Source organism: Pseudomonas sp. CGJS7, assembly GCF_036961695.1.
This window is the reverse complement of record NZ_JBAMDI010000003.1, coordinates 91,785-114,539: the sequence shown is the minus strand read 5'-3', so window position 1 is coordinate 114,539 and position 22,755 is coordinate 91,785. Positions and strand designations below refer to the sequence as shown.

At 63.5% G+C, this 22,755-nt stretch carries 17 protein-coding genes; 8 read left to right on the top strand and 9 right to left on the bottom strand.

All coding sequences use genetic code 11. The annotated features are described in order from the left end of the window. Positions 1 to 81: 81 nt before the first annotated feature. Positions 82 to 2,499 carry an endopeptidase La gene (lon, locus tag V7787_RS03585; RefSeq protein ID WP_336085723.1) on the bottom strand — a complete coding sequence of 806 codons (2,418 nt, stop codon included), beginning with the start codon at positions 2,497 to 2,499 and terminating at the stop codon, positions 82 to 84. 196 nt (positions 2,500 to 2,695) lie between these two features. Between lon and V7787_RS03580 the strand changes: the two genes are divergently transcribed. Next, on the top strand, positions 2,696 to 2,824 hold the full coding sequence (locus V7787_RS03580; protein WP_274144985.1) for a hypothetical protein: 129 nt from the start codon (positions 2,696 to 2,698) through the stop codon (positions 2,822 to 2,824). A gap of 151 nt (positions 2,825 to 2,975) precedes the next feature. Here V7787_RS03580 and V7787_RS03575 read toward each other — a convergent pair whose 3' ends face one another. The 3 genes from V7787_RS03575 to V7787_RS03565 form a co-directional block, all read right to left on the bottom strand. Next, a complete protein-coding gene (locus tag V7787_RS03575; protein ID WP_010952544.1) occupies positions 2,976 to 5,387 on the bottom strand; it encodes a glucose/quinate/shikimate family membrane-bound PQQ-dependent dehydrogenase in 2,412 nt (803 codons plus the stop codon). Positions 5,388 to 5,417: 30 nt separating this feature from the next. Then, entirely contained in the window at positions 5,418 to 6,752 is a 1,335-nt protein-coding gene (locus V7787_RS03570; RefSeq protein ID WP_064490977.1) for a carbohydrate porin, read from the bottom strand. A gap of 296 nt (positions 6,753 to 7,048) precedes the next feature. Further along, complete coding sequence (locus V7787_RS03565) at positions 7,049 to 9,085, bottom strand: TonB-dependent receptor (RefSeq protein ID WP_104887115.1); 2,037 nt, start codon at positions 9,083 to 9,085, stop codon at positions 7,049 to 7,051. A 163-nt stretch (positions 9,086 to 9,248) separates the two neighbouring features. On the opposite strand from V7787_RS03565, the gene V7787_RS03560 reads away from it, so the two are divergent. After that, entirely contained in the window at positions 9,249 to 9,470 is a 222-nt protein-coding gene (locus V7787_RS03560) for a VF530 family DNA-binding protein (protein ID WP_012053596.1), read from the top strand. A 1-nt stretch (position 9,471) separates the two neighbouring features. Next, positions 9,472 to 10,107, top strand: a complete 636-nt coding sequence (locus V7787_RS03555; protein ID WP_064490975.1) for a Pr6Pr family membrane protein — start codon at positions 9,472 to 9,474, stop codon at positions 10,105 to 10,107. Positions 10,108 to 10,267: 160 nt separating this feature from the next. Here V7787_RS03555 and V7787_RS03550 read toward each other — a convergent pair whose 3' ends face one another. From V7787_RS03550 to V7787_RS03535, 4 genes are all read right to left on the bottom strand, one after another. Then, positions 10,268 to 14,794, bottom strand: coding sequence for a hemagglutinin repeat-containing protein (locus tag V7787_RS03550; protein ID WP_104887116.1), 4,527 nt, complete (start codon positions 14,792 to 14,794; stop codon positions 10,268 to 10,270). A 27-nt stretch (positions 14,795 to 14,821) separates the two neighbouring features. After that, a complete protein-coding gene (locus tag V7787_RS03545; protein WP_198747628.1) occupies positions 14,822 to 16,504 on the bottom strand; it encodes a ShlB/FhaC/HecB family hemolysin secretion/activation protein in 1,683 nt (560 codons plus the stop codon). A gap of 160 nt (positions 16,505 to 16,664) precedes the next feature. Continuing rightward, on the bottom strand, positions 16,665 to 17,219 hold the full coding sequence (locus V7787_RS03540; protein WP_010952551.1) for a L,D-transpeptidase family protein: 555 nt from the start codon (positions 17,217 to 17,219) through the stop codon (positions 16,665 to 16,667). 22 nt (positions 17,220 to 17,241) lie between these two features. Next, complete coding sequence (locus tag V7787_RS03535) at positions 17,242 to 17,793, bottom strand: NUDIX hydrolase (protein ID WP_020191181.1); 552 nt, start codon at positions 17,791 to 17,793, stop codon at positions 17,242 to 17,244. Positions 17,794 to 17,916: 123 nt separating this feature from the next. On the opposite strand from V7787_RS03535, the gene V7787_RS03530 reads away from it, so the two are divergent. The 5 genes from V7787_RS03530 to purT all read left to right on the top strand — a co-directional run bounded on the left by V7787_RS03530 (position 17,917) and on the right by purT (position 21,199). Further along, entirely contained in the window at positions 17,917 to 18,516 is a 600-nt protein-coding gene (locus V7787_RS03530) for a CoA pyrophosphatase (protein WP_020191180.1), read from the top strand. Positions 18,517 to 18,559: 43 nt separating this feature from the next. Next, positions 18,560 to 19,084 (top strand): gamma carbonic anhydrase family protein, encoded by a 525-nt coding sequence (locus V7787_RS03525; RefSeq protein ID WP_020191179.1) that lies wholly within the window; start codon positions 18,560 to 18,562, stop codon positions 19,082 to 19,084. 1 nt (position 19,085) lies between these two features. Continuing rightward, positions 19,086 to 19,277, top strand: coding sequence for a DUF1289 domain-containing protein (locus V7787_RS03520; protein WP_162497239.1), 192 nt, complete (start codon positions 19,086 to 19,088; stop codon positions 19,275 to 19,277). 196 nt (positions 19,278 to 19,473) lie between these two features. Beyond that, positions 19,474 to 19,941 (top strand): VUT family protein, encoded by a 468-nt coding sequence (locus V7787_RS03515; RefSeq protein WP_014592198.1) that lies wholly within the window; start codon positions 19,474 to 19,476, stop codon positions 19,939 to 19,941. 76 nt (positions 19,942 to 20,017) lie between these two features. Next, positions 20,018 to 21,199 carry a formate-dependent phosphoribosylglycinamide formyltransferase gene (purT, locus tag V7787_RS03510; protein ID WP_012053590.1) on the top strand — a complete coding sequence of 394 codons (1,182 nt, stop codon included), beginning with the start codon at positions 20,018 to 20,020 and terminating at the stop codon, positions 21,197 to 21,199. Positions 21,200 to 21,334: 135 nt separating this feature from the next. Here the strand turns inward: purT and V7787_RS03505 are convergent, their stop codons facing one another. Next, on the bottom strand, positions 21,335 to 22,633 hold the full coding sequence (locus V7787_RS03505; RefSeq protein WP_010952558.1) for an MFS transporter: 1,299 nt from the start codon (positions 22,631 to 22,633) through the stop codon (positions 21,335 to 21,337). Positions 22,634 to 22,755: the final 122 nt, after the last annotated feature.

The window sequence follows — 22,755 nt, the reverse complement described above, 5'->3', positions numbered from 1 at the left end:
CCCTTTCGCGAGTAAGCCCGCGCCTGCAGGGGTAGCGTACCCTTGCAGGCGCGGGCTTGCCCGCGAAGAGGCCGGTGCAGGCTAGAACAGCACTTTCGCCACGTCGGCAAAGCGCTTGGCGAAATGCACTGTCAGGCCTTCGCGCAGGTAGTCCGGCAGTTCTTCGAAGTCACCGCGGTTGGGCTCCGGCAGGATCAGTTCGAAAATCTTCTGCCGCCGCGCTGCAATCACCTTCTCGCGCACGCCGCCAATCGGCAGTACCTGACCGGTGAGGGTCAGCTCGCCCGTCATGGCGACACCTTTTTTGGCAGACTGGTCGCGGGCCAGTGAAAGCAAAGCGCTGGCCATTGTGATGCCGGCACTGGGGCCGTCCTTGGGCGTGGCGCCTTCTGGGACGTGCAGGTGGATGAACGCTTCGTTGAAGAAACCTGGATCCCCGCCAAATTGCTTGAGGTTGGAGCTGATGTAGCTGTAGGCAATTTCGGCAGACTCCTTCATCACGTCACCCAGCTTGCCGGTCAGCTTGAAGCCGCGGTTGTGGGTGTGGATGCGGGTCGCCTCGATCGGCAGCGTGGCGCCGCCCATGCTGGTCCAGGCCAGGCCGGTGATGACGCCTTTGCCAGCCAGTACCTGCTCGCTGCGGAACACCGGTATGCCGAGTGCGTTTTCCAGGTCCTTGGTGCCGATCTTAAGCTTGGCGTCGGGGTTTTCCAGCAGCTTGACCACGGCCTTGCGCACCAGTTTGCCCAGTTGCTTCTCCAGCTGGCGCACGCCGGCCTCGCGGGCATAACCGTCGATCACCAGGCGCAGGGCGCTGTCGCTGATGCTGAGGCTGGTCTTGGAAACGCCGGCCTTCTCCAGCTGCTTGGGCCACAGGTGGCGCTTGGCGATGGTCAGTTTTTCTTCGGTGATATAGCCAGACAGGCGGATCACTTCCATGCGGTCGAGCAACGGCCCAGGAATCGAATCGAGGGTGTTGGCAGTGCACACGAACAGCACCTTGGACAAGTCCAGGCGCAGGTCGAGGTAGTGGTCGAGGAAGTCGACGTTCTGCTCGGGGTCGAGGGTTTCCAGCAACGCTGAGGCCGGGTCGCCCTGGTAGCTCTGGCCCATCTTGTCGATTTCGTCGAGCATGATGACCGGGTTCATCACTTCGACGTCTTTCAGGGCCTGCACCAGCTTGCCGGGCTGGGCGCCGATATAGGTGCGGCGGTGGCCCTTGATCTCGGCTTCGTCACGCATGCCACCGACGCTGAAGCGGTAGAACGGGCGGCCGAGCGATTCGGCGATGGACTTGCCGATGCTGGTCTTGCCCACCCCGGGCGGGCCCACCAACAGCACGATCGAGCCGCTGATCTCGCCTTTCCAGGCGCCCACGGCGAGGAACTCGAGGATGCGCTCCTTGATGTCGTCGAGGCCGGAGTGGTACTGGTCGAGGACTTTGCGCGCGTGCTTGAGGTCGAGCTTGTCTTTGCCGTACACGCCCCACGGCAGGGCGGTGGCCCATTCCAGATAGTTGCGGGTGACGGCGTATTCGGGTGAGCCGGTTTCCAGGATGGCCAGTTTGCCCATCTCTTCATCGATGCGCTTGCGTGCCTGCGGTGGCAGGGTCTTGCCTTCCAGGCGTTGTTCGAACTGTTCAAGGTCGGCGCTGCGGTCGTCCTTGGTCAGCCCCAGCTCTTGCTGGATGACCTTGAGTTGTTCCTTGAGGAAAAACTCGCGCTGGTGCTCGCCGATCTGCCGGTTGACCTCGGCCGAGATCTCGTTCTGCAAGCGCGCGACTTCCACCTCTTTGCGCAGCATTGGCAGTACTTTCTCCATGCGTTTGAGCATGGGCACGCAGTCGAGCACTTCCTGCAACTGATTGCCGGTGGCCGAGGTGAGCGCGGCGGCGAAGTCGGTGAGCGGCGAAGGGTCGTTGGGGCTGAAGCGGTTGAGGTAGTTCTTCAGCTCTTCGCTGTACAGCGGGTTGAGCGGCAGCAGCTCCTTGATCGCGTTGATCAGTGCCATGCCGTAGGCTTTGACCTCGTCGGTCGGCTCGGCGGGCTGGCGCGGGTATTCGACTTCGACCAGGTAGGGCGGGCGGTGGTGCTTGAGCCAGTTGCGGATGCGCACCCGGGACAGGCCCTGGGCGACGAACTGCAATTTGCCGTTTTCGCGGCTGGCATGGTGCACCTTGACCAGTGTGCCGTACTGCGGCAGTGCCGAGGTGTCGAAGTGGCGGTGGTCTTCTGGCGGGGTGTCCATGAAGAACAGCGCCAGGCAGTGGTCCGGTGACTGGGCCACCAGGTCGAGCGTTTCGGCCCAGGGTTCTTCATTGACGATGACCGGCAGTACCTGGGCCGGGAAGAACGGGCGGTTGTGGATCGGGATGACGTAGACCTTGTCCGGCAGCTGCTGGCCGGGCAGGGCGAGGGCGTGGCTGGCTTCGGCCTGGAGGGTGTGTTCGACTTCGCTGTGTTCGTCAGGGTGTTCGGGGAAATCCTGCTGGTCGCTCATGGGGCACCTGCGTGAATGACTATGGTGCTTAGATGGGGCGGGGAGGGATGGGTTTCAATGGTTCGGGAGCAGCCTTGTGTCGCGATTGGGCTGCGCAGCAGCCCCTGAAGCCATCCAGCATTCTAGATCGTTGGGGCCGCTGCGCGACCGAAACGCGACACAAGGCCGCCCACAAGGACTGCGCCAGGCTTTAGATGTGTACGGCGACCTTCAGGGCTTCCAGCGCCGGCTAGGCCTTGATGCCCAGCGCTGCACCCAGCTCCATTACCCAGGGTTGATGGGCGGATTTGCGGTGATGATGTTTCTCGATACCGCGCTGGGCTGAGGCTGAACACCGGCCTGTGGGAGCGGCCTTGTGTCGCGAAAGGGCCGCGAAGCGGCCCCGGCATTATTTGCATCGACGCTGAAATCCCGGGGCTGCTGTGCAGCCCTTTCGCGACGCAAGGCCGCTCCCACACGGATGGGAGCGGTGTCGCTTACTCGGCTAATTTGTAAGCGATGATGTAATCGCCCATCTTGGTGCCCAGCGAGCCATGGCCGCCGGCAGTCACCAGCACGTACTGCTTGCCGTCCTTGCCGGTGTAGCTCATCGGCGTAGCCTGGCCACCTGCTGGCAGGCGTGCTTTCCACAACTCCTTGCCGTTGTTCACGTCATAGGCGCGCAGGTACTGGTCGAGCGTGCCGCTGAGGAAGCCGACGCCACCGGCGGTGACGATCGAGCCACCCATGCTCGGCACGCCAACCGGCAGGCCGATCGGTAGCGGGGTGCTGTCGCGGGTGGTGCCGTTCTTGTGTTTCCACACCACCTTGTTGGTGAACAGGTCGATGGCGGCGACGTAGCCCCAGGCGGGTGCCTGGCACGGTACGCCGAGCGGCGACATGAACGGGTGCATGATCACTGCATACGGTGCGCCGGTGTTCGGCTGCACGCCGCTGGTCTCGCTTTCGCGCTTGCTGCCTTCGGCAACCTGCTCACGCGGAACCATCTTCGACACGAACGCCATGTAGTTGGGCGAAGTGAACAGCAGCTGGCGCACCGGGTCGACCGACACGCTGCCCCAGTTGAATACACCGACGTTGCCGGGGTAGACCAACGAACCTTGCTCGGATGGCGGGGTGTACTGGCCTTCGTAGCGCAGCTCGCGGAACTGGATGCGGCACAGCATCTGGTCGAAAGGCGTGGCGCCCCACATGGCCTGTTCGGTCAGCTCTGGGCCGAGCAGGTTGAGGTCGGAGCGGGCCTGGGTGGGCGAGGTGTGGTCGCCTTCCACTGCGCCTTGTGGGGTGGGGATCTCGCGGATCGGCACGATTGGCGTACCGTCGCGGCGGTCGAGCACGTACAGGCTGCCTTGCTTGGTCGGTACGATGATCGCCGGTTTCACGCCATCGTCGGTTTTCAGGTGTACCAGGGTCGGCTGGCTGCCGACGTCCATGTCCCACAGGTCGTGGTGGGTGAACTGGTAGTTCCAGCGTGCCTTGCCGGTGGCCAGGTCAAGGGCGACCACGCCGGCGCTGTACTTCTCGGCGCCCGGGGTGCGGTCGGCGCCCCACTGGTCCGGGGTCTGGTTGCCCAGCGGCAGGTAGATCATGCCAAGGTCTTCGTCGACGCTGGCGATCGACCACATGTTGGCCGAGTTGCGGCTGTACATTTTGCCGGCAGCCAATGGCTTGGTGTCGTCCGGGTTGTTGCTGTCCCAGTTCCACACCAGGTGGCCGTCGTGCACGTCGTAGGCGCGGATCACCCCGGACGGCTCATTGGTCGACTCGTTGTCGGTGACGTGGCCACCGATGATCACCAGGTCACGGGTAATCGCAGCAGGCGAGGTGGAGTAATAGCCGCCGGCGGTGAATGGGCCAATGCCGGTGGTGAGGTCGATCACGCCCTGGTTGGCGAAACCTTCGCAGACCTTGCCGTTGTCGGCGTTGATGGCGATCAGGCGGGCATCCGCGGTAGGCAGGTAGAGGCGACGCGGGCAGGCTTGGGCCACGGCCTGGCCTGCATCGGTAATTTTCGGCGCCGGGCTGCCGTCGCGGCTGACGTAGCGGTTTTCGTCATAGTACGAGACGCCACGGCAGGTCATGTGGGCAAAGCCCTTGAAGGTGCCGGTCGGGCTCTTGACCTGCGGGTCGTAGCGCCAGATTTCCGCGCCAGTGTCCGGGTCCAGCGCCAGCAGGCGACTGTGCGCGGTGCAGGCGTACAGCATGCCGTTGACCTTCAGCGGGGTGTTCTGGTTGGTCAGCTCCACCGGGTCGTTTTCGGTTGGCAGATCACCAGTGCGAATGCGCCAGGCTTCTTCCAGACGGTAGGCGTTCTGCGGGGTGATCTGGCGCAGCGGCGAGTAGCGGTCGCCATGCTCGGTACGGCCGTAGGCCTGCCATTCGCCGTCGGGCATGGCCGGGGCGGCGCTGGCCATTTCGCTGCTGTCGCGGCCCAGTTCGCCGAACACTTCACCGGGATGGGTGAACTGGCTGGCCAGCGCGCAAGCGCCCGAAGCGACCACTGCCACGCCGAGCAGTGCAGTGTTGGCTTTGCTGGCTGGGCCGATCAGCGGGCGACGTGCCCACGGCAGCAGCAACACCACGCCGATGGCGAACCAGATAGCCAGCCGCGGCACCAGTTGCCACCAGTCCAGGCCTACTTCGAACAGGGCCCACACGGTGCTGCCCAGCAGCACCAGGCCATACAGGCCCAGGGCGATCTGGCGTTGGGCCAGCAGCAGGACGCCCGAAAGGGCAAAGCCGATACCGGCGATCAGGTAGTACAGCGATCCGCCCAGCTGGCTCAGCTTGATACCGCCGGCCAGCAGGGCCAGGCCCATCAGCAACAGCAGCGCGCCAATCAGGCGCGGTAGCCAGCGGCTTCCTTGGTTCGCACCTTCAGTGCTCATCGTAGGTTCTCCGTCAGGTCAAAAAAGGGGTTAGAAACTGCTCTGGATCTTCAGGCCGCCGATCAGGGCGCCATCGACCTGCGACACCCCGCCCGGGTGGCGGATGTACTGCAGGTTGGGGCGTACCGTGAGCCAGTCGGCCAGATGAATGCCGTAGTACAGCTCGGCGCTGTACTCGGTGTCCTGCACTGGCAGGAAGCCCGGGTTGTCGTAGTCGTAGAGGCCGGCGGCCTGGTTGACCAGGCGGGCGTTCTTGCGATAGGCAGGGTTGACGTGCACGCGGGCCAGGGCGAAACCGATGTCGTCCTTGGCGCGGGCATCGAAAGGCCCTTTGAATACCAGTCCTGCCTGCACATAGTTGTCGATGGCATTGGTCTTCTTGTCATGCACCGTGGCGTTGGCGAACACGCTCAAGCCGCGCGACTGGTCGGACGCCAGCGAGGTGACCTGCTGCTGGGCGCCAATCCACAAGCCGTGCTTGCTCGAGCTGCTGCGGTAGGCGGCGCCGCTGATGGCGGCCGGCTGACCGTTGCTGTCCTTGAGAACATCTTGTGCCTTGGCATTACTGTAGTAGTAGCCGGCACGATATTCCCCTTTCAAGCCTTGGATACGTGGGGTCCATACCAGTTCGAACGGCATTACCGCACCCTGGGTGCCGCTGCCGCTGAGCTTGAAACCATTGCCGGATTCGAGGTTGGAAGGGTTCTGCTCGAAGACGCCGACCTGGGCGTACAGCTCGGGGGTAAGGTTGTAGCGCACGCGCAGGGCCCACTGGCTGACTGGCCAGTTGTACCAGATGCCGCCCACCCAGTTGCCCACCTGCGAGCCGCAGAAAGCCAGGTTCTGGAAGTCGCAAGGGAAGCTGTTGAAGTCCTCGCCTTCACCGAAGCGGCCGAATTTCACATCCAGCGCACCGTCGAAGTACTTCTGCTTGATCCACATCTGCGTCAGCCGCCAGGTTTCGCCGCGGCCCCAGACTTCCTGGGCGGAGGTGAAGCCGCCGACACGCGGGTCGTTGATGCGGTCGTTGCTGATGTTGTCGCCGTGACGCTCGGTGACGGTCAGCTGGAATTCGGTGTCATGCCAGCCGAGGATCTTCTCCAGGTCCAGGTGGCTGCCGAAGGTGAACTGGTCGCTGTAGCGCGCGGTGCGGTCGTGGTCGTAGCCGCCGTGCAGGTTGCTGCCCATCTCGCCGGTGTAGCCAAGGGTGAAGTCGTAGCCCTTTTCCAGCAGTTCGCTGCGGGTTCCGCCCCAGTCGCCGAGCATCCAAGGGGAGTCGCTGGCGAACATTTCGCTGGCGCCGGCGGGGGTTGCCAAGGCACTGAGGGCCAGGCCGATGTAGCAGGTTTTAGGCAGTTGGAACATGAGATAGCGCTATCTTTTGATTATTGAAAAAAACGGCAAGCGCATCGAAGGGCGGGCCCCTCAATGGATATGGCGACAAGATTAATCGATGAAGCGTTTCAGCTTGCGGCGGGGAGGATATAGGGGAAGTTATAAGAAAAAAAGACAAATTGTCGCAGAGGATTGTTGTTGAACGGGCAACAGTCGTCATTAATCGAGGCAGGTGTAGGAGCGGGTTCACCCGCGAATGCGCCGGTTGCCCTACCATCGTATTCGCGGGTGAACCCGTTCCTACACCGATCTTCGTCGCTTGTGGTTCAGAAGGTGGTACGCAACCCGACTTCCACGCTACGCCCCGGCGCCGGTGCGATATCGCGCAGGATCGAACTGGCATAGCGCACGGTCTGGTCGGTCAGGTTTTCGCCGCGCACAAACGCCAACCACTGGCTTTGACCAATGTCGAAGCGGTAGCCAACGCTCGCGCCCAAGGTGGTGTAGCCATCAGTGCTGGTTTCGTTGGCGGGTTTGCGGTGCTGCGAAGCAGCGTGCTGCACGTCTACCCGCGCCTGCCAGCGGTCCAGCTCCCAGACCAGCCCGCTGTTCAGGCGCAGCGGGGCGATGCGGGGCAGTGGCTCGCCACTGTCGAGGTTCTTGGCCCGGGTATAGTCACCGGACATCTCCAGCGCGAAGCTGCCGTAACGGTTCTCGGCCAACTGCCAGCGGTCCTGGGCCTCGATGCCGTAGAAGCGCGCCCGCACGCCTTGGTACTGGTATTCCGGGAAGCCTTCATGTTCATGATCGTGATCCTCCTCCTCATGGTCATGCTCGCCTTCGCGGGTGTTGCCGGTGCCAATCAGGCCGATGTAGTTGCGGAAGTGGTTGTAGAACACCCCGACACTGCCTTTATGGGTGCCGTTGTCGAAGCGTAGCGCCAGGTCGGCGGAAATGGCCTTTTCCTTGTTCAGGCTGGCGTCACCGACTTCAAACGCGCCGGTGGCTACGTGCGCGCCATTGGCGTACAGCTCGTAAAAGGTAGGGGCGCGCTCGGTGTAGCCGAGGTTTGCGGCCAGCGACCAGACTGGGTCGAGCTGGTACACAGCCCCCGACGACAGGCTGAAGGCGTTGAAGCTGCTGGCGCTGTCGGCGTCGACGAAGTTCTCGTTGCCTTTGGCGTCCGGGTCTACGCGGGTGTGCTCCATGCGCGCGCCCAGGCTCAGGTCCAGGCGCTCGGTGGCTTGCCACTGTTCGAGCATGAACAGCGCCACGCTGTCGGTATCGGTATGCGGGACGAAGGCTTCCTCGCCGAGGGCCGAAAATTCGTTACGGCTGACCTGGGCCCCAATGACCCCTTCAACCGGTCCGAGCGGTTGGTGGCGGGCTTCGATACGCGCTTCGTAGCCCTTGTTCTTGAAGGTGGTATGGACCTCGCCTTCTTCGATTTCTTTGTGCTCGTAGTCGGTGTAACCAGCATCTACCTTGACCGAGCTGAACGGGCCGTCGAGGTCGCGCAGTTCGGAGGCGAAGGCGTAGTGATCCTGTTTCATGTCCAGGCGCACGCCGGACTCGGCCACCGAGCCATAGTTGCTGTCGTAGCCGCTGTACGACAGGCCGGCGTAGCCGTGGTCCCAGTGGTAGGCACCACCGATTGCGCCGCCGTCCTGGCGACCGTCGCTGTTTTCCAGGCGGTGTTTGCTGCCGGGCTCGTCGGCATCGCGCACCTTGGCGCTGCGTGCGTAGCCCGGGATGCGCAGGTCGTTGAACTGGCGGCTGTTGGCATCCAGGTGCAGGGCGAAGGCGCCGTCGCCGGCCTCCAGCTTGCCGGCGCTGCTGCGGGTGGTGTCGGCGCCGCCGTAACGCAGTTCACTGGCACCGTGGATGCCCTCGATCGGCGAGTCCGGGATGCGGTTGTCGAAGGTGTTGACCACCCCGCCAATGGCGTTGCCGCCGTAAAGCAGGGCGGCCGGGCCCCGGACGATTTCGACGCGCTCGACGGTTACCGGGTCCAGCGGCACGGCATGATCGTAGGACAGTGACGAGGCATCCAGGGCACCGACGCCATTGCGCAGGATACGAATGCGGTCGCCATCCAGGCCGCGGATCACCGGGCGGCTGGCGCCAGGGCCAAACCAGGTAGAGGCGACACCGGGCTGCTTGTTCAGGGTTTCACCCAGGCTGCCGTGCTGCTGTTGCAGCAGGTTTTCGCCTTCGAGCACGGTGCTGGGGGCGGCCAGTTGGCGGTTACCCAGCGGGTTGGCGGTGATGACCTGTGGTTCGAGTTCTACGGCCTGGCTGGGGGATGCAGCCAGCCAGAGTGCGACGGCAAGGGGGGAAAGGCGAAGCGGTGTGTACAGCATGGGGATGGGGCGTTCCTTGGCAGATGCTTTTTAGCGTTACAACATAACATAACTATTCCATCACAGAGGTTTTGCCTCTGACCAGCGATTTTTCTGTCGACTCGACGGATCCCGCCCACCACTACACTCGTGTAAGGTGCGCATCTTTCCTACGGAGCACAGCATGAGCACGGCCCAACACAACGCGCTGCACGGCAAGACCCTTGAACAAATCCTCACCGAGCTGGTGGCGCATTACCAATGGCATGGCCTGGCCGAGCGCATCGATGTGCGCTGCTTCAAGAGCAACCCGACCATCAAGTCGAGCCTGACGTTCCTGCGCAAAACACCGTGGGCGCGGGAAAAGGTCGAGCAGCTGTATGTGAAGCTGCAGCGTCAGGCCTGACATGCCGCGTCGCCCTTGGCTGACCGGCATGGCGGTGCTGGGCTGGTTCGGCCTGGCCGTGCAGGTGAACCTGGTACTGCTGGCGCGTTGGCAGGAACAGGCCAGCCTGATTGGTGGCCTGATCAATGTGTTCGGCTACTTCACCGTGCTGACCAATACCCTGGTGGCGACGGTGCTCAGCTATGCCGCATTCGGCCGGGAAGGCCGTGGCAAACGCTTTTTCCTGTCGCCCTCGGTAAGCTCTGCAGTGGCCGCCAGTATCGTGCTGGTGGCGCTGGCCTACAGCGTGCTGCTGCGTCATTTGTGGCAACCACAGGGTTGGCAATGGCTGGCGGACGAGTTGCTGCACGACGTGATGCCGGTGCTGTATGCCTTGTACTGGTGGAGCGAGGTGCCCAAGGGCAGTTTGCGGCTATGGCATTTGCTGGTGTGGGCGGTGTACCCGGCGGTCTACTTTGGTTATGCGTTGTGGCGGGGGAGTGAGATTGGCGTCTATGCCTACCCGTTCATCGATGTGGCCAGCCTGGGGTATGGGCAGGTGATGCTCAACGCCCTTGGGGTGCTGGCGGGTTTCTGGGGGATAGGGCTGGTGTTGCTTGGGCTGGATCGGTGGCGGGGGCTGCACCGGCTGGCTTGACCTGTACCGGCCTCTTCGCAGGCAAGCCCGCCCCCGCAGAGAAATCACAAGCCCAAGGGCTGTGGTATTCGCTGTGGAAGCGGGAGGCACGCGGCCCGGGTGTCAGCAGCAGAGCACAAGATTGCTGATATCCCCAAATGGCCAGGGCCGCGATGGAGCCTTAGTGCTTCTTCCCTTGCATGCTCGAAACCCATTGCTCGCTGCGACTATGCCCACTGGTTCTCAATACGCCCAGGTCCAGCGCATTTTCCCCATCCGCCGCCATTTTGCTTTTGGCTATCTCGGCGATTGCCGTGCCCAGATCCACCGGTGAGTTGGACGCATCCAACGACAGGTCTCGGCGATAGTCATTGCCGCTTAGCGTTTCCTGGGTGACCGATTTGGCGTCGAGCCTCACGTCGCCTTTGGCCGACTGCAAGCGTGCACCCACCAGATGAGCGTTGCCACCGACCTGCAGGTCGATGCCGTCGCTGCTTTTAAGCGTGGTCTGACGCGCCACATTGTCACGCTGTGCATGCGACACGTCGAGGCTGACGGTCGGCGAGAACCCTGGGTCTGCCTTGCTCAGGGCCGAACCGGCCTTTTTCTCGACCTTGCCTCCCAGCGGGCCAGCCACCGATTTGGCCGCATTGACATAGCCCTGAGGGTTTTTCTCCTGGCTCAGCCTGACATCGCCTTTCACGCTCAGGGTGTTGACGTTGTCCTTGAGGCTGGCGATGCGTAGGTCACCGTCGATTGTGCCGCCAATATGCCCTGCATCCAGGGTGGCACTCTCGATGCGGGTATCGCCGCGGCTTTGCAGGTCGATGCGCTCGGCGCGCAGGTCACTGGTATTCCAGGTGAGGTTGTCGCGCTTGTCGAGCTCTACCTTGAGCCGGCCATGCAGGCCGCGGGTGTCCAAGGCGCCCTTGGCCATGTTGAAACCAGCGCCGGCCGAGATGTCGAGGTTGTCGCGTCGCTCCTGGCTGGAAGAGGCTTCAACCAGCATGCCGCCATTCGAGGCGTCGAGGGTGATCTGTTCGGCCGAGGCCTGCAGGCCTTGCAGGTGCAGGGCGATGTCCTCGCGGGCGCTGCTGGTCAGGGTCAGTGTGCCGTTGCTGGCAAACTGGGCATCGACCGCCTGACGTGCATGTTCGTCCTGCTTGCCGTGGCTGAAGTGGCCGCCTATGGCTCCCCCCTGGGTCTGGCCAGCCTTGGCCGCCAGCTCCATGCCGCCACCCAGGTTGGCGCCTGTGGCCTGCTGGGTATCGCTGGCCGCCTTGACCTGCAACTGGCCGCCGCTTTGCACCCGTATGTCGCCAGCCTTGGCCTCGCGGTTGCCAATGCGGGTGCCTTCGAGCAACAGGTCGCCGGCGCTGGTCAGTTGAACTTCGCCCTTGGCGTCGATCTGTGCCACTTGTGCCTTGCTCTGCGTGCTCAGTTTCTGGTCCTGGTCCAGATAGCCCCGGCCATCGACACCGGTGCTGCCCGGGCGGTTACCGACTTTGGCCCAGGCATTGCCATCGAGCTGGCGTGACTGCTGTTCGGCCTGGTCGGTCGCCTGGGGTAGGGCCAGCGACCCTGCACTGTGCATGACCACGCTGCCTTCGCCGCCATCGATGCGGGCCCCTTCGTAGCGGCCATCGCTGCCCAGCTGTACCTGGATACCCTGTTGCCCGTAAAGGCTGCCGGGCACGGCGGTGCTGGCGGTATCCTTTTTATCCAGCGACCCTCCTTTGCCGGCGGCGCGTACATTCAGGTCTTCGCCGGTGCTGGTGTCCAGGCGCGCGTCGCCACCATAGGCCAGGCGTTGAACGGTGGTTTCCTGGGTATTTTCGGCGGCGCTCATCTGGTGCTGCTGCGCCTCGATTTTCAGCGAGCCGGCATTGGCCCGCCAGGCTGTGCCCTGGTCGGCCAGTGTGTCAGCCTTGACCTCGACCTTTGCTGCGGACAACTCGCTGACCTGAGCAATTCCACGGCGCTGGTTCTCCAGGCGCTTGAGGTGTTCGACCGTCATGTCGGCCCCCACGCTGGGAGGCGCCATGGCGTCTTCGGGCGAAGCTTGCTGGAAGCGCGGGGCTTCCTCACCCAGCACCAGGCGTTCGATAGGGCGGGTCAGGTCGCGGTATTCGATACTGGCGCCCAGGCTACCCGACCAGTCGTCACGGCTTTGTTCATGTTCATGGGTATCCTGAGCTGCACGGTTGTCGATGCGTTTGGCGGTCACCTTCAGGGTGTTGCCGGCCTCGACGTGCGCGGCCTCGGTGAGCAGTGCATCACTGCGCAATTTCAGATCGCCGCTGGCCTGCAACTCGCTGCGCTGCACCTTGCTGTCGCGATCGGCTTGCACCTCGCGGTTGTGATGGCCTTCGAACAAGCTGCCCAGACGGTCGATGCCACCGGTTACTGTCAACCCGCCACCACTTTCGGTGGTGCTGGTGGCTACGTCACGGTCATTGCGGGTCGCCCCCAGTGTCACTTCCCGCGCCTGCACATCGAGGTCGCCGGCAGTGGCCTGGACCTTGCTGCCGTTGACCTGCAGGTGCGCGCTGCTGCTCATGCCCACCGAGGCGCCCTTGAGCTCACTGGCAACCTGGTTGGTCGTGCGCTGCTTGCTGGTGGTGGTCACGACCTCATACGCCACGCCAGCCGCGTACTGGCGAGACTCGGGCTTGCCATCCTCGGCTTCCTGGGTCTGTCTGGCGCTGGCCGTGAAGCCCCGTTGTTGGTCGCGGGTTTCGCGTTCATCGACCGATTGCGAACTGCCAATCAACAGGTCGCCTTTGGCCTCGACTTGCAGATGCTTGCCAGCTTCGACCTTGGCGCCCTGGATGCGCATCTCTTCGGCGCTGGCCAGGCGCAGGTTGCTGGTCGAGCTGACGTCGCTGACCAGTACCTGCTGTTTGCGGTCCGTGCTTTCGTGCTTGCTGCCGATCAGGCCGAACAGTTTACTGTCGCTGGTGCGCTGGGTGGAGGTCGTGCTGCCATGGTCTGCCTCGATGGCCAGCGAGCCGTTCTCGCTGTAGAGCACCGCGTCCTGTTTACCGAACACGGTGCTGCCTTTGATGGTGACCTGGTCGGCGCTCACAGTGAGCTCGCCATCGCTGGTTATTGTGCTGCCCGCGACGACCTGGCCCTCGGTGTCGTTACCTTTGCGGTCACCAAAGAATGTGCCGGACACCAGGTCGCCTCGGTAGTCGCGTTTGGTACCGTGTTCCTGCAAGGTGGTTGTGCCGATGTCGGCCTGTTTCGCCTGGATAGCCAGATCGCCGCCGCTGTGCAGGCTGCTGCCCTGCACGTTGAGGTTGTCGCTTGCCTTTATCGACATGCGCCCGGCGCTCAGGGTACTGCCCTTAGCGGTTTCCTTGAGCTGGTCGCTATCGCTGTCACCGCGCCATAAATCCTTGCGATGACGCACCTGCTGTTCGGTGCGTTTGCTGTCGATGCCGGCGATGATGTCCAGGCCGGCACCGCTGTCGACCGTCAGCTCGTTACCGGCGTCCACCTTCGCTGCGGTCATGCGCATGTCGTCGCCGGACTGCAACAGCACACTCTCAGTGCCCAACAATTGACTGCCCTGTTGCTGCTGGTGGGTGGTGGTGGTTTTGCTGTTGTAGGTTTCGCGGGTGACGAACCAGAACTTCTTGTTCCAGCTGTCACTGTCGTGCTTGATGTGCTCGATTGTCTTGGCGTCCAGTGTGAGCTTCTTGCCAGCCCTTGCTTCGATTCGCGGGGCCTGGCCGTCGACCGTTTCAAGCATCAGGTCATCGGCAGCGGTGAGTTTCAGCACGCCGCGCTCGCTGCGCAGCTCGGTCGGGCGGTCGCCACTGCCGCTGACATGCAGGCCCCCGGCCGAGCTGATGTCGACCCCCTCGGTGCCCAGAATTTGCGAGGCCCCCACACGCACACCCGCGCCTTCGGCAGTACTTACCACACGGATACGCCCGGCGCGCATGGCGCCGAACAGGCTGGCGTCAATGCTCGAAGAGGGGCTGGGCAGGTGTTCGACCACCTCGCCGCTGCGGCTGTCGATACGGTTGCGGCCGACAGTGATGTCGAGCGTTTCGCTGGCCATTAGCAAGCCTTTGCTGTCCACGCGCGGTGCGATCAGTTCGAGTGCGCCACCGGCATTGCCCTGGCCATGCTCCAGTACCTGCAGGGTGCCACTGGCCGTGAGCGTATCGAGGTACCTGAGCTGTTGCTCCTCAAATTGCGGGGTGCCCACCACGAAGCCTGCGCGGGTGGTGTTGATGAAACTGCCGCCATTGAGGGTGATGCCATTGGGGTTGGCCAGTATGTAGTCGGCCGGGCGCCCGAAGATTTCCTGCGGCCCCTCGATCAGCGAGGCGTTGCGGCTGACCACTTCGTTAAGAATGGTCGAGGCGGCCTGGCCCTGGAACTGCGGGTTGGCCGCCAGGGCGCCGGCCAGTTGCGACTGCCCGGCTGCGGTGGCGTTGTTCAGCACCAGGCCCGGGGTGGCAACGTTGTAGTCGATGAACTGGTTGTGTGACAGCCCCGTGGCGTTGGGCGGCACGATGTCGATGACCGGCACCCCGTGGCCGTTATGGATGACCGGGGTCCCCCCGGGGCCGCTGGCTGCTTCCAGTCCTGTCTGAGCCAGTGCGGCGCTGGGCCCGAGCACGGCGAGGAAGATTGCCCAGCGCAAGGTATCCGGGCGAACAGGCGGTAACTGCGAGAGTGTTTGCATTTTCTCGTTCTCTTTGTTGTGGGTGAATCAGATGCTCAGGGTCCAGTCCAGCACCCAGAAGCCGGGCTCCAGCCGCGGGCGGGGCAGGTCGCTGGTGTACAAGGCGCGTTGGTAGTCCAGGCGCAGGCGGCTGCCGGGCAGGCTCAGTTCCAACCCTGCGGCGGCCCCGGCCAGGCGCTGCGACGGTTTGCCTTCGGCGGTGCGAACCCAGCCCAGGTCCAGGCCGATGTAGGGGCGTATCTCGAAAGGTGGGGCCCAGGTCCGTGGCAGCGCCTGGCTGAACGTATTGCGCCAGACGGCGCTGCTGGCACCGGAGTAAGTGTGCAGACGAAAGCCGCGGACAGCCGAATCGTCGCTGACCAGCAGCTGTTCGACGGCAGGCAGCGGGTCGCGGCTGTACTGCATGGCCAGCTCGCTCTGCCAGCGCCAAGGGCTGGGTGCCGGGCCTTGACGCAGGTGCAGCAGGTTGGCGCGGTACTTGCGAAAGTCCGGGCGCAGGCGTTGAGCACCCAGGGGCGAGCGGTCGGCACCCAATGCGTCAATGCCTTGGGCAACGCCGAAGTAACCGTTCCACAGGCCACTTTCGAGCCACAGCAGGTTGATGCCGGCCTCTACCGTGGCCAGCGTCGGGCTTTGCTGGACGATAACCGCGCCAGCACTGCGGTTGATCAGCTGCTTGCGGTCCAGACGGGCGCTGGCGCTGAGCATGCCTTGCTGGTTGCGCCACAATACCCGCTCGACACTCAGGCCCTGATAGCTGCTGCTGCCGTCGGCAGCCTTGTCGCTGTAGGGGAGGGGGGCTTGATAGCTTAGCTGGCTGGCGCTGAGGGCAAAGGTCCAGGCGCCGTAGGGGATGCTGTAGTACAACGATATCCCTTGGCTTTGGCCGGGCGTATCGAGCACCGTGCGGGTCAACGACAGGCGCAGCTCATCATTGAGGCCAAGCGGGCTGTCCAGGCCAATGCCGAGGTTGACGCGGTGGCGGCCGGTCAGCTCGCTGCCCCGGTTGTCGAAGCGGCTGTCCAGGTGCCAGCGTGAAGCAACCTTGCCCGGCTGCACGACCACGCGGGTGCCGCCCTGCAGTTCGCCGGGCAGCAAGGTGGCGCCCAGTTCATAGGCGCGAAGGCGGTTGAGCTGGTCCAGGCCTTGCTCAAGGTCGGGCAGGTACAGTGGCTGCCCAAGCAGGCCTGGGAAGGCACTGGAGAGAGACAGGGGCAGGTCGGGGCCAGCCAGTTCGATGGTTTCGACAAAGCCTTCGACAATGACGATGTCCAACGGCATGCCCTCTGCTGGGGGCTGCCGCAGGTAGGGGCGGCTGGTTGGGTAGCCGGCTTGTACATAACGTTGGGTGATGGCTTTGAGCAGCCGGTTGATGTCGGCGATGCCCATGCAGGCAGGCGTGAGGGCACGGATGGTGGGCGCCAGTGCCGAGTTCGAAAGCTGGTGCATGCCCGCCACGCGCACGCCATCGACTGCCCAGCAGCGATCATCGTGCGAGCGGTGGGAAGTGCTGTTGGTCGGTTCAGTCGGGGCGGGTATACGCTGCCAGCGTTCCAGCCGCTGCTGTTGCTCCAGTTGCCGCAGCCCATGCTGTTGATCGCGCAGCTGCTGGCTGGCAGGGTCGTCGGCCAGCACCTGGGGAACGGACAGCAAGCCAGAAAGGCAACCGGCCGACAGCCAATGGGCGATGCGGTGAATCAGGCACGGCATTGAAGCACCCCGCAAATGATGTACGGTTTTCGTACTCGTCTGCGTGGATGCTAGAAATTAAGCCACTCGTATGGATGCAGTACCCTGCCTAAGCACCTGTCAGGCAAGTTCGCGCTAAATGGTGAGAAGGTTCCTACAACTTTTGCCGGAAGGCTCTATATCAAGGGCGGATCTCGATCAGCGTTCCATCCCGAACCAAGTCCCATACTTCCTGCATGTCGCGGTTGCGCATGGCAATGCAACCATCCGTCCAGTCCAGGGTATGGAAGTACCATTCCGGGTATTCATCGTTGATCGGTGTGCCGTGAATCATGATCATGCTGCCGGCATTCACCCCTGCCCGGGTCGCGCGGGCGGCATCGCTGATGTTCGGGTAATTGATGTGCATGGCCAGGTTGAAGCGGTCGCTCTGCTTGCGCCAGTCCAGCCAGTACAAGCCCTCGGGGGTTTTCTTGTCGCCTTCGCGTTCCTTGGCGCCCTTGGGCTGCTTGCCCAGCGAGATGCGGTAGGTTTTCAGCGGCTCGCCGCGGCTGATCAACTGCAGGCGGCGCTCCGACTTGATCACCAGCACCTTGTCGATCAACGGTTGCATGGCTTGCTGCGAAGGCGAGGGGGTTTGCGCTGCCGGCGCGGGCTTGCGGATGATGGTTTCGGTGAAGGCCGCCTGGGACACCGAGGTAACGCAAAGGCAGAAAAGGGCAAGCAACCAGCGCATGTAACAGTATCCCTGAAGGCGTTTAGGTGTGTGGCGAAACGTTCATCGGCGGCAGGTATTCATGGCCTATGGGGTAGTGCTGGCCGATGCGGTCGCGATAGTAGCATTCTAGTGTGCGAGTGACGGTGCGGAAAGCCAGCTCGTCCCACGGTATCTCATGTTCTTCGAACAGGCGCACCTCCAGGCTTTCGACACCGACGGCAAAGTCCAGGTCCGCCAACTCGGCGCGGAAGAACACATGCACCTGGCTGATGTGCGGCAGATCGAACAGCTGGTACAGGGACGTCGGCCCGACCCGGGCGCAGGCTTCCTCGACGGTTTCGCGACGCGCGGCCTGGTCGAGGGTTTCGCCGTTTTCCATGAAACCGGCGGGCAGGGTCCAGAAACCCCGGCGCGGCTCAATGGCGCGGCGACACAGCAGCACCTGGCTGCCCCAGGTCGGCAACACGCCGGCCACGATGTTGGGGTTCTGGTAGTGGATGGTCTGGCAAGAGCCGCAGACGTACCGCAGGCGGCTGTCGCCCTCGGGGATCCGCTGAGTGACCGGTTGGCCGCATGCGCTGCAGAATTTCATGTGTGGTTCCTTATGCTCAAGGCTATCTTGGCGCGGCCACCGTGCCGCCGCAAGCGCTGGGGCTTGGGTGCTTCGCGGCTTTGGTGCATCATGCAACACAGGACCTGGATACGAGCGTGCGCAATGCTGGACGAGCTACTTCGCCGAATGAGCAACCACCAACCCGCGTCATTGGAAACCGACAGGCGGTTCCCCGAAGCGGCGGTCCTCTTGCCCATTACCCGCAGCGAAGCGCCCGAACTGGTCTTGACCCTGCGCGCCAAGGGCCTGTCTACCCACGGTGGCGAAGTAGCCTTTCCCGGTGGCCGCCGCGACCCGGAAGACCCGGACCTGGTCTTTACTGCCCTGCGCGAGGCTGAAGAAGAAATCGGCCTGCCCCCTGGCCTGGTGGAGGTGATTGGTCCGCTCAGCCCGCTGATTTCGCTACATGGCCTGAAAGTGACGCCATTCGTCGGGCTTATCCCCGACTTCGTCGAATATCGCGCCAATGATGCCGAGATCGCGGCAGTATTCACCGTGCCGCTGGAATTCTTCCGGCAGGACCCGCGCGACCATACCCACCGTATCGATTATCAGGGGCGTAGCTGGTATGTGCCCAGTTACCGCTATGGTGAATACAAGATCTGGGGGTTGTCGGCGATCATGATCGTCGAGCTGGTCAACCTGCTGTTCGATGCCGGTATCAGCCTGCATCAGCCCCCTGAGCGTCACATCGAAAATTGAGCGGGCCTACCCCGCCGTCTGCGTCGCAGCCTGAGGAACAAGCATGAAATATCGCCTGGGCGACCTGCGGGTCGAGAGCCACCCCACCAGTTGGGCCGCCCCCAACGCCACGCTCATTGGCAGCGTGCGCCTGCAAGCCCATGCCAGTGTGTGGTTTGGCGCGGTGTTGCGCGGTGATAACGAGCTGATCGACATCGGCGAAGGCAGCAACGTGCAGGATGGCACGGTGATGCACACCGACATGGGCTCGCCACTGACGTTGGGCAAGGGCGTGACCGTTGGCCACAATGCCATGTTGCATGGCTGCACGGTGGGCGACTTCAGCCTGGTCGGTATCAACGCAGTGATCCTCAATGGCGCGCGCATTGGCAAGCACTGCATCATCGGCGCCAATGCACTGATCGCCGAGGGCAAGGAAATTCCGGACGGTTCGCTGGTGATGGGCTCGCCGGGCAAGGTGGTACGCGAACTGACCGAGCAGCAGAAGCGCATGCTTGAAGCGAGTGCCGCACATTACGTGCACAATGCCCAGCGCTATGCGCGGGATCTGGTGGTTGATGATGAGTGAAGTGGTCGAGCGGCCGGTGGCATCACCGTGCGTGAGCATTTGCGCGCTGGACGAGCAGGATATCTGCACCGGCTGCCAGCGTACCGTGGCCGAGATTGGCCGCTGGGGGCGGATGGACAACGACGAGCGTCGGGCGGTGCTCAAGCGTTGCCATGAACGGGCAGTAGAAGCCGGCCTCATCATGCAGGCCTGACGCGAACCCTGTAGGAACGGGTTTACCCGCGTACACCGGCGAAGCCGGTGCCATGCACCGCAGTGGCAGCTTCGCGGGCACGCCCGCTCCCACAGGTACAGCGACAGCCTTGAGGGCTGCACAACATCTATGGGAGCGGGTTTACCCGCGAACGGCCCAGCGGTAATCTGTACGGCTTGCCCACAGACAGCCCGCCATGTTCTATCTGATTGCCTACATCAGCAGCGTAGTGCTGATCAACTATGCCTTCTCCAGTGCCCCGCACCTGGACATCATCTGGTCCGCCTGGGGCGGCCTGGTGTTCATCCTGCGCGACATGGTGCAGACCCGTTTTGGTCATGGCGCCCTGTTCGCCATGCTGGTGGCACTGGTGCTGTCCTATGTCACCTCGGAACCGGCCATCGCCCTGGCCAGCGCCACTGCGTTCTTCATCTCCGAGCTGATCGACTGGCTGGTGTTCAGCATCACCCGTCGGCCGCTGCGCGACCGCCTGTGGCTCAGTTCGGCGCTGAGCATCCCGGTGGATACCTTCATTTTCTTCGGCATGATCGGCGCGCTGACCCCGGCAGTGATCGGCACCGCGATGGCCTCGAAGTTCGCCGGTGTAACCGCGGTGTGGCTGGCCATGGCATTTCGCGCCCGGCGGGCCGCCGTGGCCGGTTGATGGTGTAGAATAGTGGTCCTTTTTCAGCGGGTGGCGCCTAGCCTGGCGCGGCCCCGGATGCCTTCGAGGACCTGAAATGACCCGTATCGGAACCCCATTGTCGCCCACCGCGACCCGTGTACTGCTCTGCGGCTGTGGCGAGCTGGGCAAGGAAGTGGTAATCGAGCTGCAGCGCCTGGGCGTCGAAGTAATCGCCGTCGACCGCTACGCCAATGCTCCGGCAATGCAGGTGGCGCACCGCAGCCATGTGGTCAACATGCTCGATGGCGTTGCCCTGCGCGCGGTGATCGAAGCCGAGAAGCCGCACTACATCGTGCCGGAAATCGAAGCCATCGCCACCGCCACCCTGGTCGAGCTGGAAAACGAAGGTTTTACCGTGGTGCCCACCGCCCGCGCCACCCAGTTGACCATGAACCGCGAAGGCATCCGCCGCCTGGCTGCCGAAGAGCTGGACCTGCCAACCTCGCCGTACCACTTCGCCGACACCTATGAAGACTACGCCAAGGCCGTAGCCGACCTGGGTTACCCGTGCGTGGTCAAGCCGGTGATGAGCTCGTCGGGCAAGGGCCAGAGCTTGCTGCGCAGCGATGCTGACCTGCAGGCGTCGTGGGACTATGCCCAGGAAGGCGGCCGCGCTGGCAAGGGCCGGGTGATCGTCGAAGGTTTCATTGACTTCGAATATGAAATCACCCTGCTGACCGTGCGCCACGTGGGCGGTACCACCTTCCTTGAACCCGTTGGCCACCGTCAGGAGAAGGGCGATTACCAGGAGTCCTGGCAGCCACAGGCCATGAGCCCGAAGGCGCTGGCCGAATCGCAGCGCGTGGCCAAGGCGGTCACCGATGCCCTCGGCGGTCGCGGCCTGTTTGGTGTGGAGCTGTTCGTGAAGGGCGACCAGGTGTGGTTCAGCGAAGTGTCGCCGCGCCCGCATGACACCGGTCTGGTCACCCTGATTTCCCAGGACCTGTCGCAATTCGCCCTGCATGCTCGCGCCATTCTCGGCCTGCCGATTCCGGTGGTGCGTCAGTTCGGCCCGTCGGCTTCGGCAGTGATCTTGCCCGAAGGCCAGTCCCAGCAGACCAGCTTCGCCAACCTGGGCGCAGCGCTGAGCGAGCCGGATACCGCCATTCGCCTGTTCGGCAAGCCGGAAATCAATGGCACCCGCCGCATGGGTGTGTGCCTGGCGCGTGACGAATCGGTCGAACTGGCGCGGGCCAAGGCGACCCGCGCTTCGCAGGCGGTCAAGGTCGAGTTCTGATCCGAGAGTGCTGGGGCTGCTTTGCAGCCCTATCGCTACACAAGGCCGCTCCCACAGGGATAGCGCAGCTTCCAGGCTTACGCGATCCCTGGGGGGCCTTGTGTCGCGATAGGGCCGCAAAGCGGCCCCAGTGGCTTACAGCGTGGTATTGCGCGTCTCTTTCAGGCACAGCACGGCAATCAGGCTGATCACCGCTGCCACCGACACATAACCCCCCACCCAGCTCAAACCCCCCATGCTCACCAGCTTCTGGGCAAAGAACGGTGCTGCCGAGGCGCCGACGATACCGCCCAGGTTATACGCCGCCGAGGCACCGGTATAACGCACGTGGGTCGGGAACAGCTCTGGCAGCAGTGCACCCATCGGCGCGAAGGTCACGCCCATCAGGAACAGCTCGATGGCCAGGAACAGCGCCACGCCTGCAGTCGATCCCGAGGTCAGCAGTGGCTCCATGGTAAAGCCCGAAGCTATCGCCAGCAGGCCGCCGACGATCAGTACCGGCTTGCGGCCGTAACGGTCACTGAGCCAGGCCGACAACGGTGTGGCCAGTGCCATGAACACCACCGCGAAACACAGCAGGCCAAGGAACGTTTCGCGGCTGTAGCCCAGTGTGGTTACGCCGTAGCTCAGCGAGAACACCGTGGAAATGTAGAACAGCGCATAGCACACCACCATGGCCGCAGCGCCCAGCAGGGTTGGCAGCCAGTATTTGGAGAACAGGTCGACCACCGGCATTTTCACCCGCTCGTGGCGGGCAACGGCCTTGGCGAACACCGGGCTCTCTTCGAGCTTCAGGCGCACGTACAGGCCTACCAGTACCAGTGCGGCGCTGAGCAGGAACGGAATGCGCCAGCCCCACTCGCGGAACTGCTCGTCGCTGAGCACCAGGGCCAGGGTCAGGAACAGGCCGTTGGCCGCCAGGAAGCCGATTGACGGGCCCAACTGCGGGAACATGCCGAACCAGGCCCGCTTGCCTTCCGGGGCGTTTTCGGTAGCCAGCAGGGCCGCGCCACCCCATTCGCCGCCCAGGCCCAGGCCTTGGCCAAAACGCAGCAGGCAGAGAATGATCGGCGCCCACACGCCAATGCTGTCATAGCCTGGCAGCACGCCAATGGCGGTGGTGGATACGCCCATCAGCAGCAGCGAGGCGACCAGCGTGGATTTGCGACCGATACGGTCGCCAAAATGGCCGAACAACGCCGAGCCCAGTGGCCGGGCGAGAAAGGCGATACCGAAGGTGAGGAAGGCGGCCAGCATTTGCGCGGTGCCCGACCCGGACGGGAAGAACACCGGCCCGATCACCAGGGCTGCGGCGGTGGCGTAGACGTAGAAATCGTAGAACTCGATGGCGGTGCCGATGAAGCTGGCAGTGGCTACCCGCGCAGGCGAGTTGACTGGCGCGGCAGGCGCTTGGGCATAAGTGCTGCTTGTCATTGAGGAGGTCCCTGACAGTCTGGTCCGGCTCCATGGGCTTGGCCCGCGACGGCATGCCCTGCAAAAGGGCGGGTACGGTTAAGCGGGCGCCGGAGCGTTTTATTGTGTGCGCCCGACTGACG

What these genes read in the sequence shown, in the direction of transcription:
- lon (WP_336085723.1), bottom strand. Translation starts at nt 2,499, where the DNA reads ATGAGCGACCAGCAGGATTTCCCCGAACACCCTGACGAACACAGCGAA.
- V7787_RS03575 (WP_010952544.1), bottom strand. Translation starts at nt 5,387, where the DNA reads ATGAGCACTGAAGGTGCGAACCAAGGAAGCCGCTGGCTACCGCGCCTG.
- V7787_RS03570 (WP_064490977.1), bottom strand. Translation starts at nt 6,752, where the DNA reads ATGTTCCAACTGCCTAAAACCTGCTACATCGGCCTGGCCCTCAGTGCC.
- V7787_RS03565 (WP_104887115.1), bottom strand. Translation starts at nt 9,085, where the DNA reads ATGCTGTACACACCGCTTCGCCTTTCCCCCCTTGCCGTCGCACTCTGG.
- V7787_RS03560 (WP_012053596.1), top strand. Translation starts at nt 9,249, where the DNA reads ATGAGCACGGCCCAACACAACGCGCTGCACGGCAAGACCCTTGAACAA.
- V7787_RS03555 (WP_064490975.1), top strand. Translation starts at nt 9,472, where the DNA reads ATGCCGCGTCGCCCTTGGCTGACCGGCATGGCGGTGCTGGGCTGGTTC.
- V7787_RS03550 (WP_104887116.1), bottom strand. Translation starts at nt 14,794, where the DNA reads ATGCAAACACTCTCGCAGTTACCGCCTGTTCGCCCGGATACCTTGCGC.
- V7787_RS03545 (WP_198747628.1), bottom strand. Translation starts at nt 16,504, where the DNA reads ATGCCGTGCCTGATTCACCGCATCGCCCATTGGCTGTCGGCCGGTTGC.
- V7787_RS03540 (WP_010952551.1), bottom strand. Translation starts at nt 17,219, where the DNA reads ATGCGCTGGTTGCTTGCCCTTTTCTGCCTTTGCGTTACCTCGGTGTCC.
- V7787_RS03535 (WP_020191181.1), bottom strand. Translation starts at nt 17,793, where the DNA reads ATGAAATTCTGCAGCGCATGCGGCCAACCGGTCACTCAGCGGATCCCC.
- V7787_RS03530 (WP_020191180.1), top strand. Translation starts at nt 17,917, where the DNA reads ATGCTGGACGAGCTACTTCGCCGAATGAGCAACCACCAACCCGCGTCA.
- V7787_RS03525 (WP_020191179.1), top strand. Translation starts at nt 18,560, where the DNA reads ATGAAATATCGCCTGGGCGACCTGCGGGTCGAGAGCCACCCCACCAGT.
- V7787_RS03515 (WP_014592198.1), top strand. Translation starts at nt 19,474, where the DNA reads ATGTTCTATCTGATTGCCTACATCAGCAGCGTAGTGCTGATCAACTAT.
- purT (WP_012053590.1), top strand. Translation starts at nt 20,018, where the DNA reads ATGACCCGTATCGGAACCCCATTGTCGCCCACCGCGACCCGTGTACTG.
- V7787_RS03505 (WP_010952558.1), bottom strand. Translation starts at nt 22,633, where the DNA reads ATGACAAGCAGCACTTATGCCCAAGCGCCTGCCGCGCCAGTCAACTCG.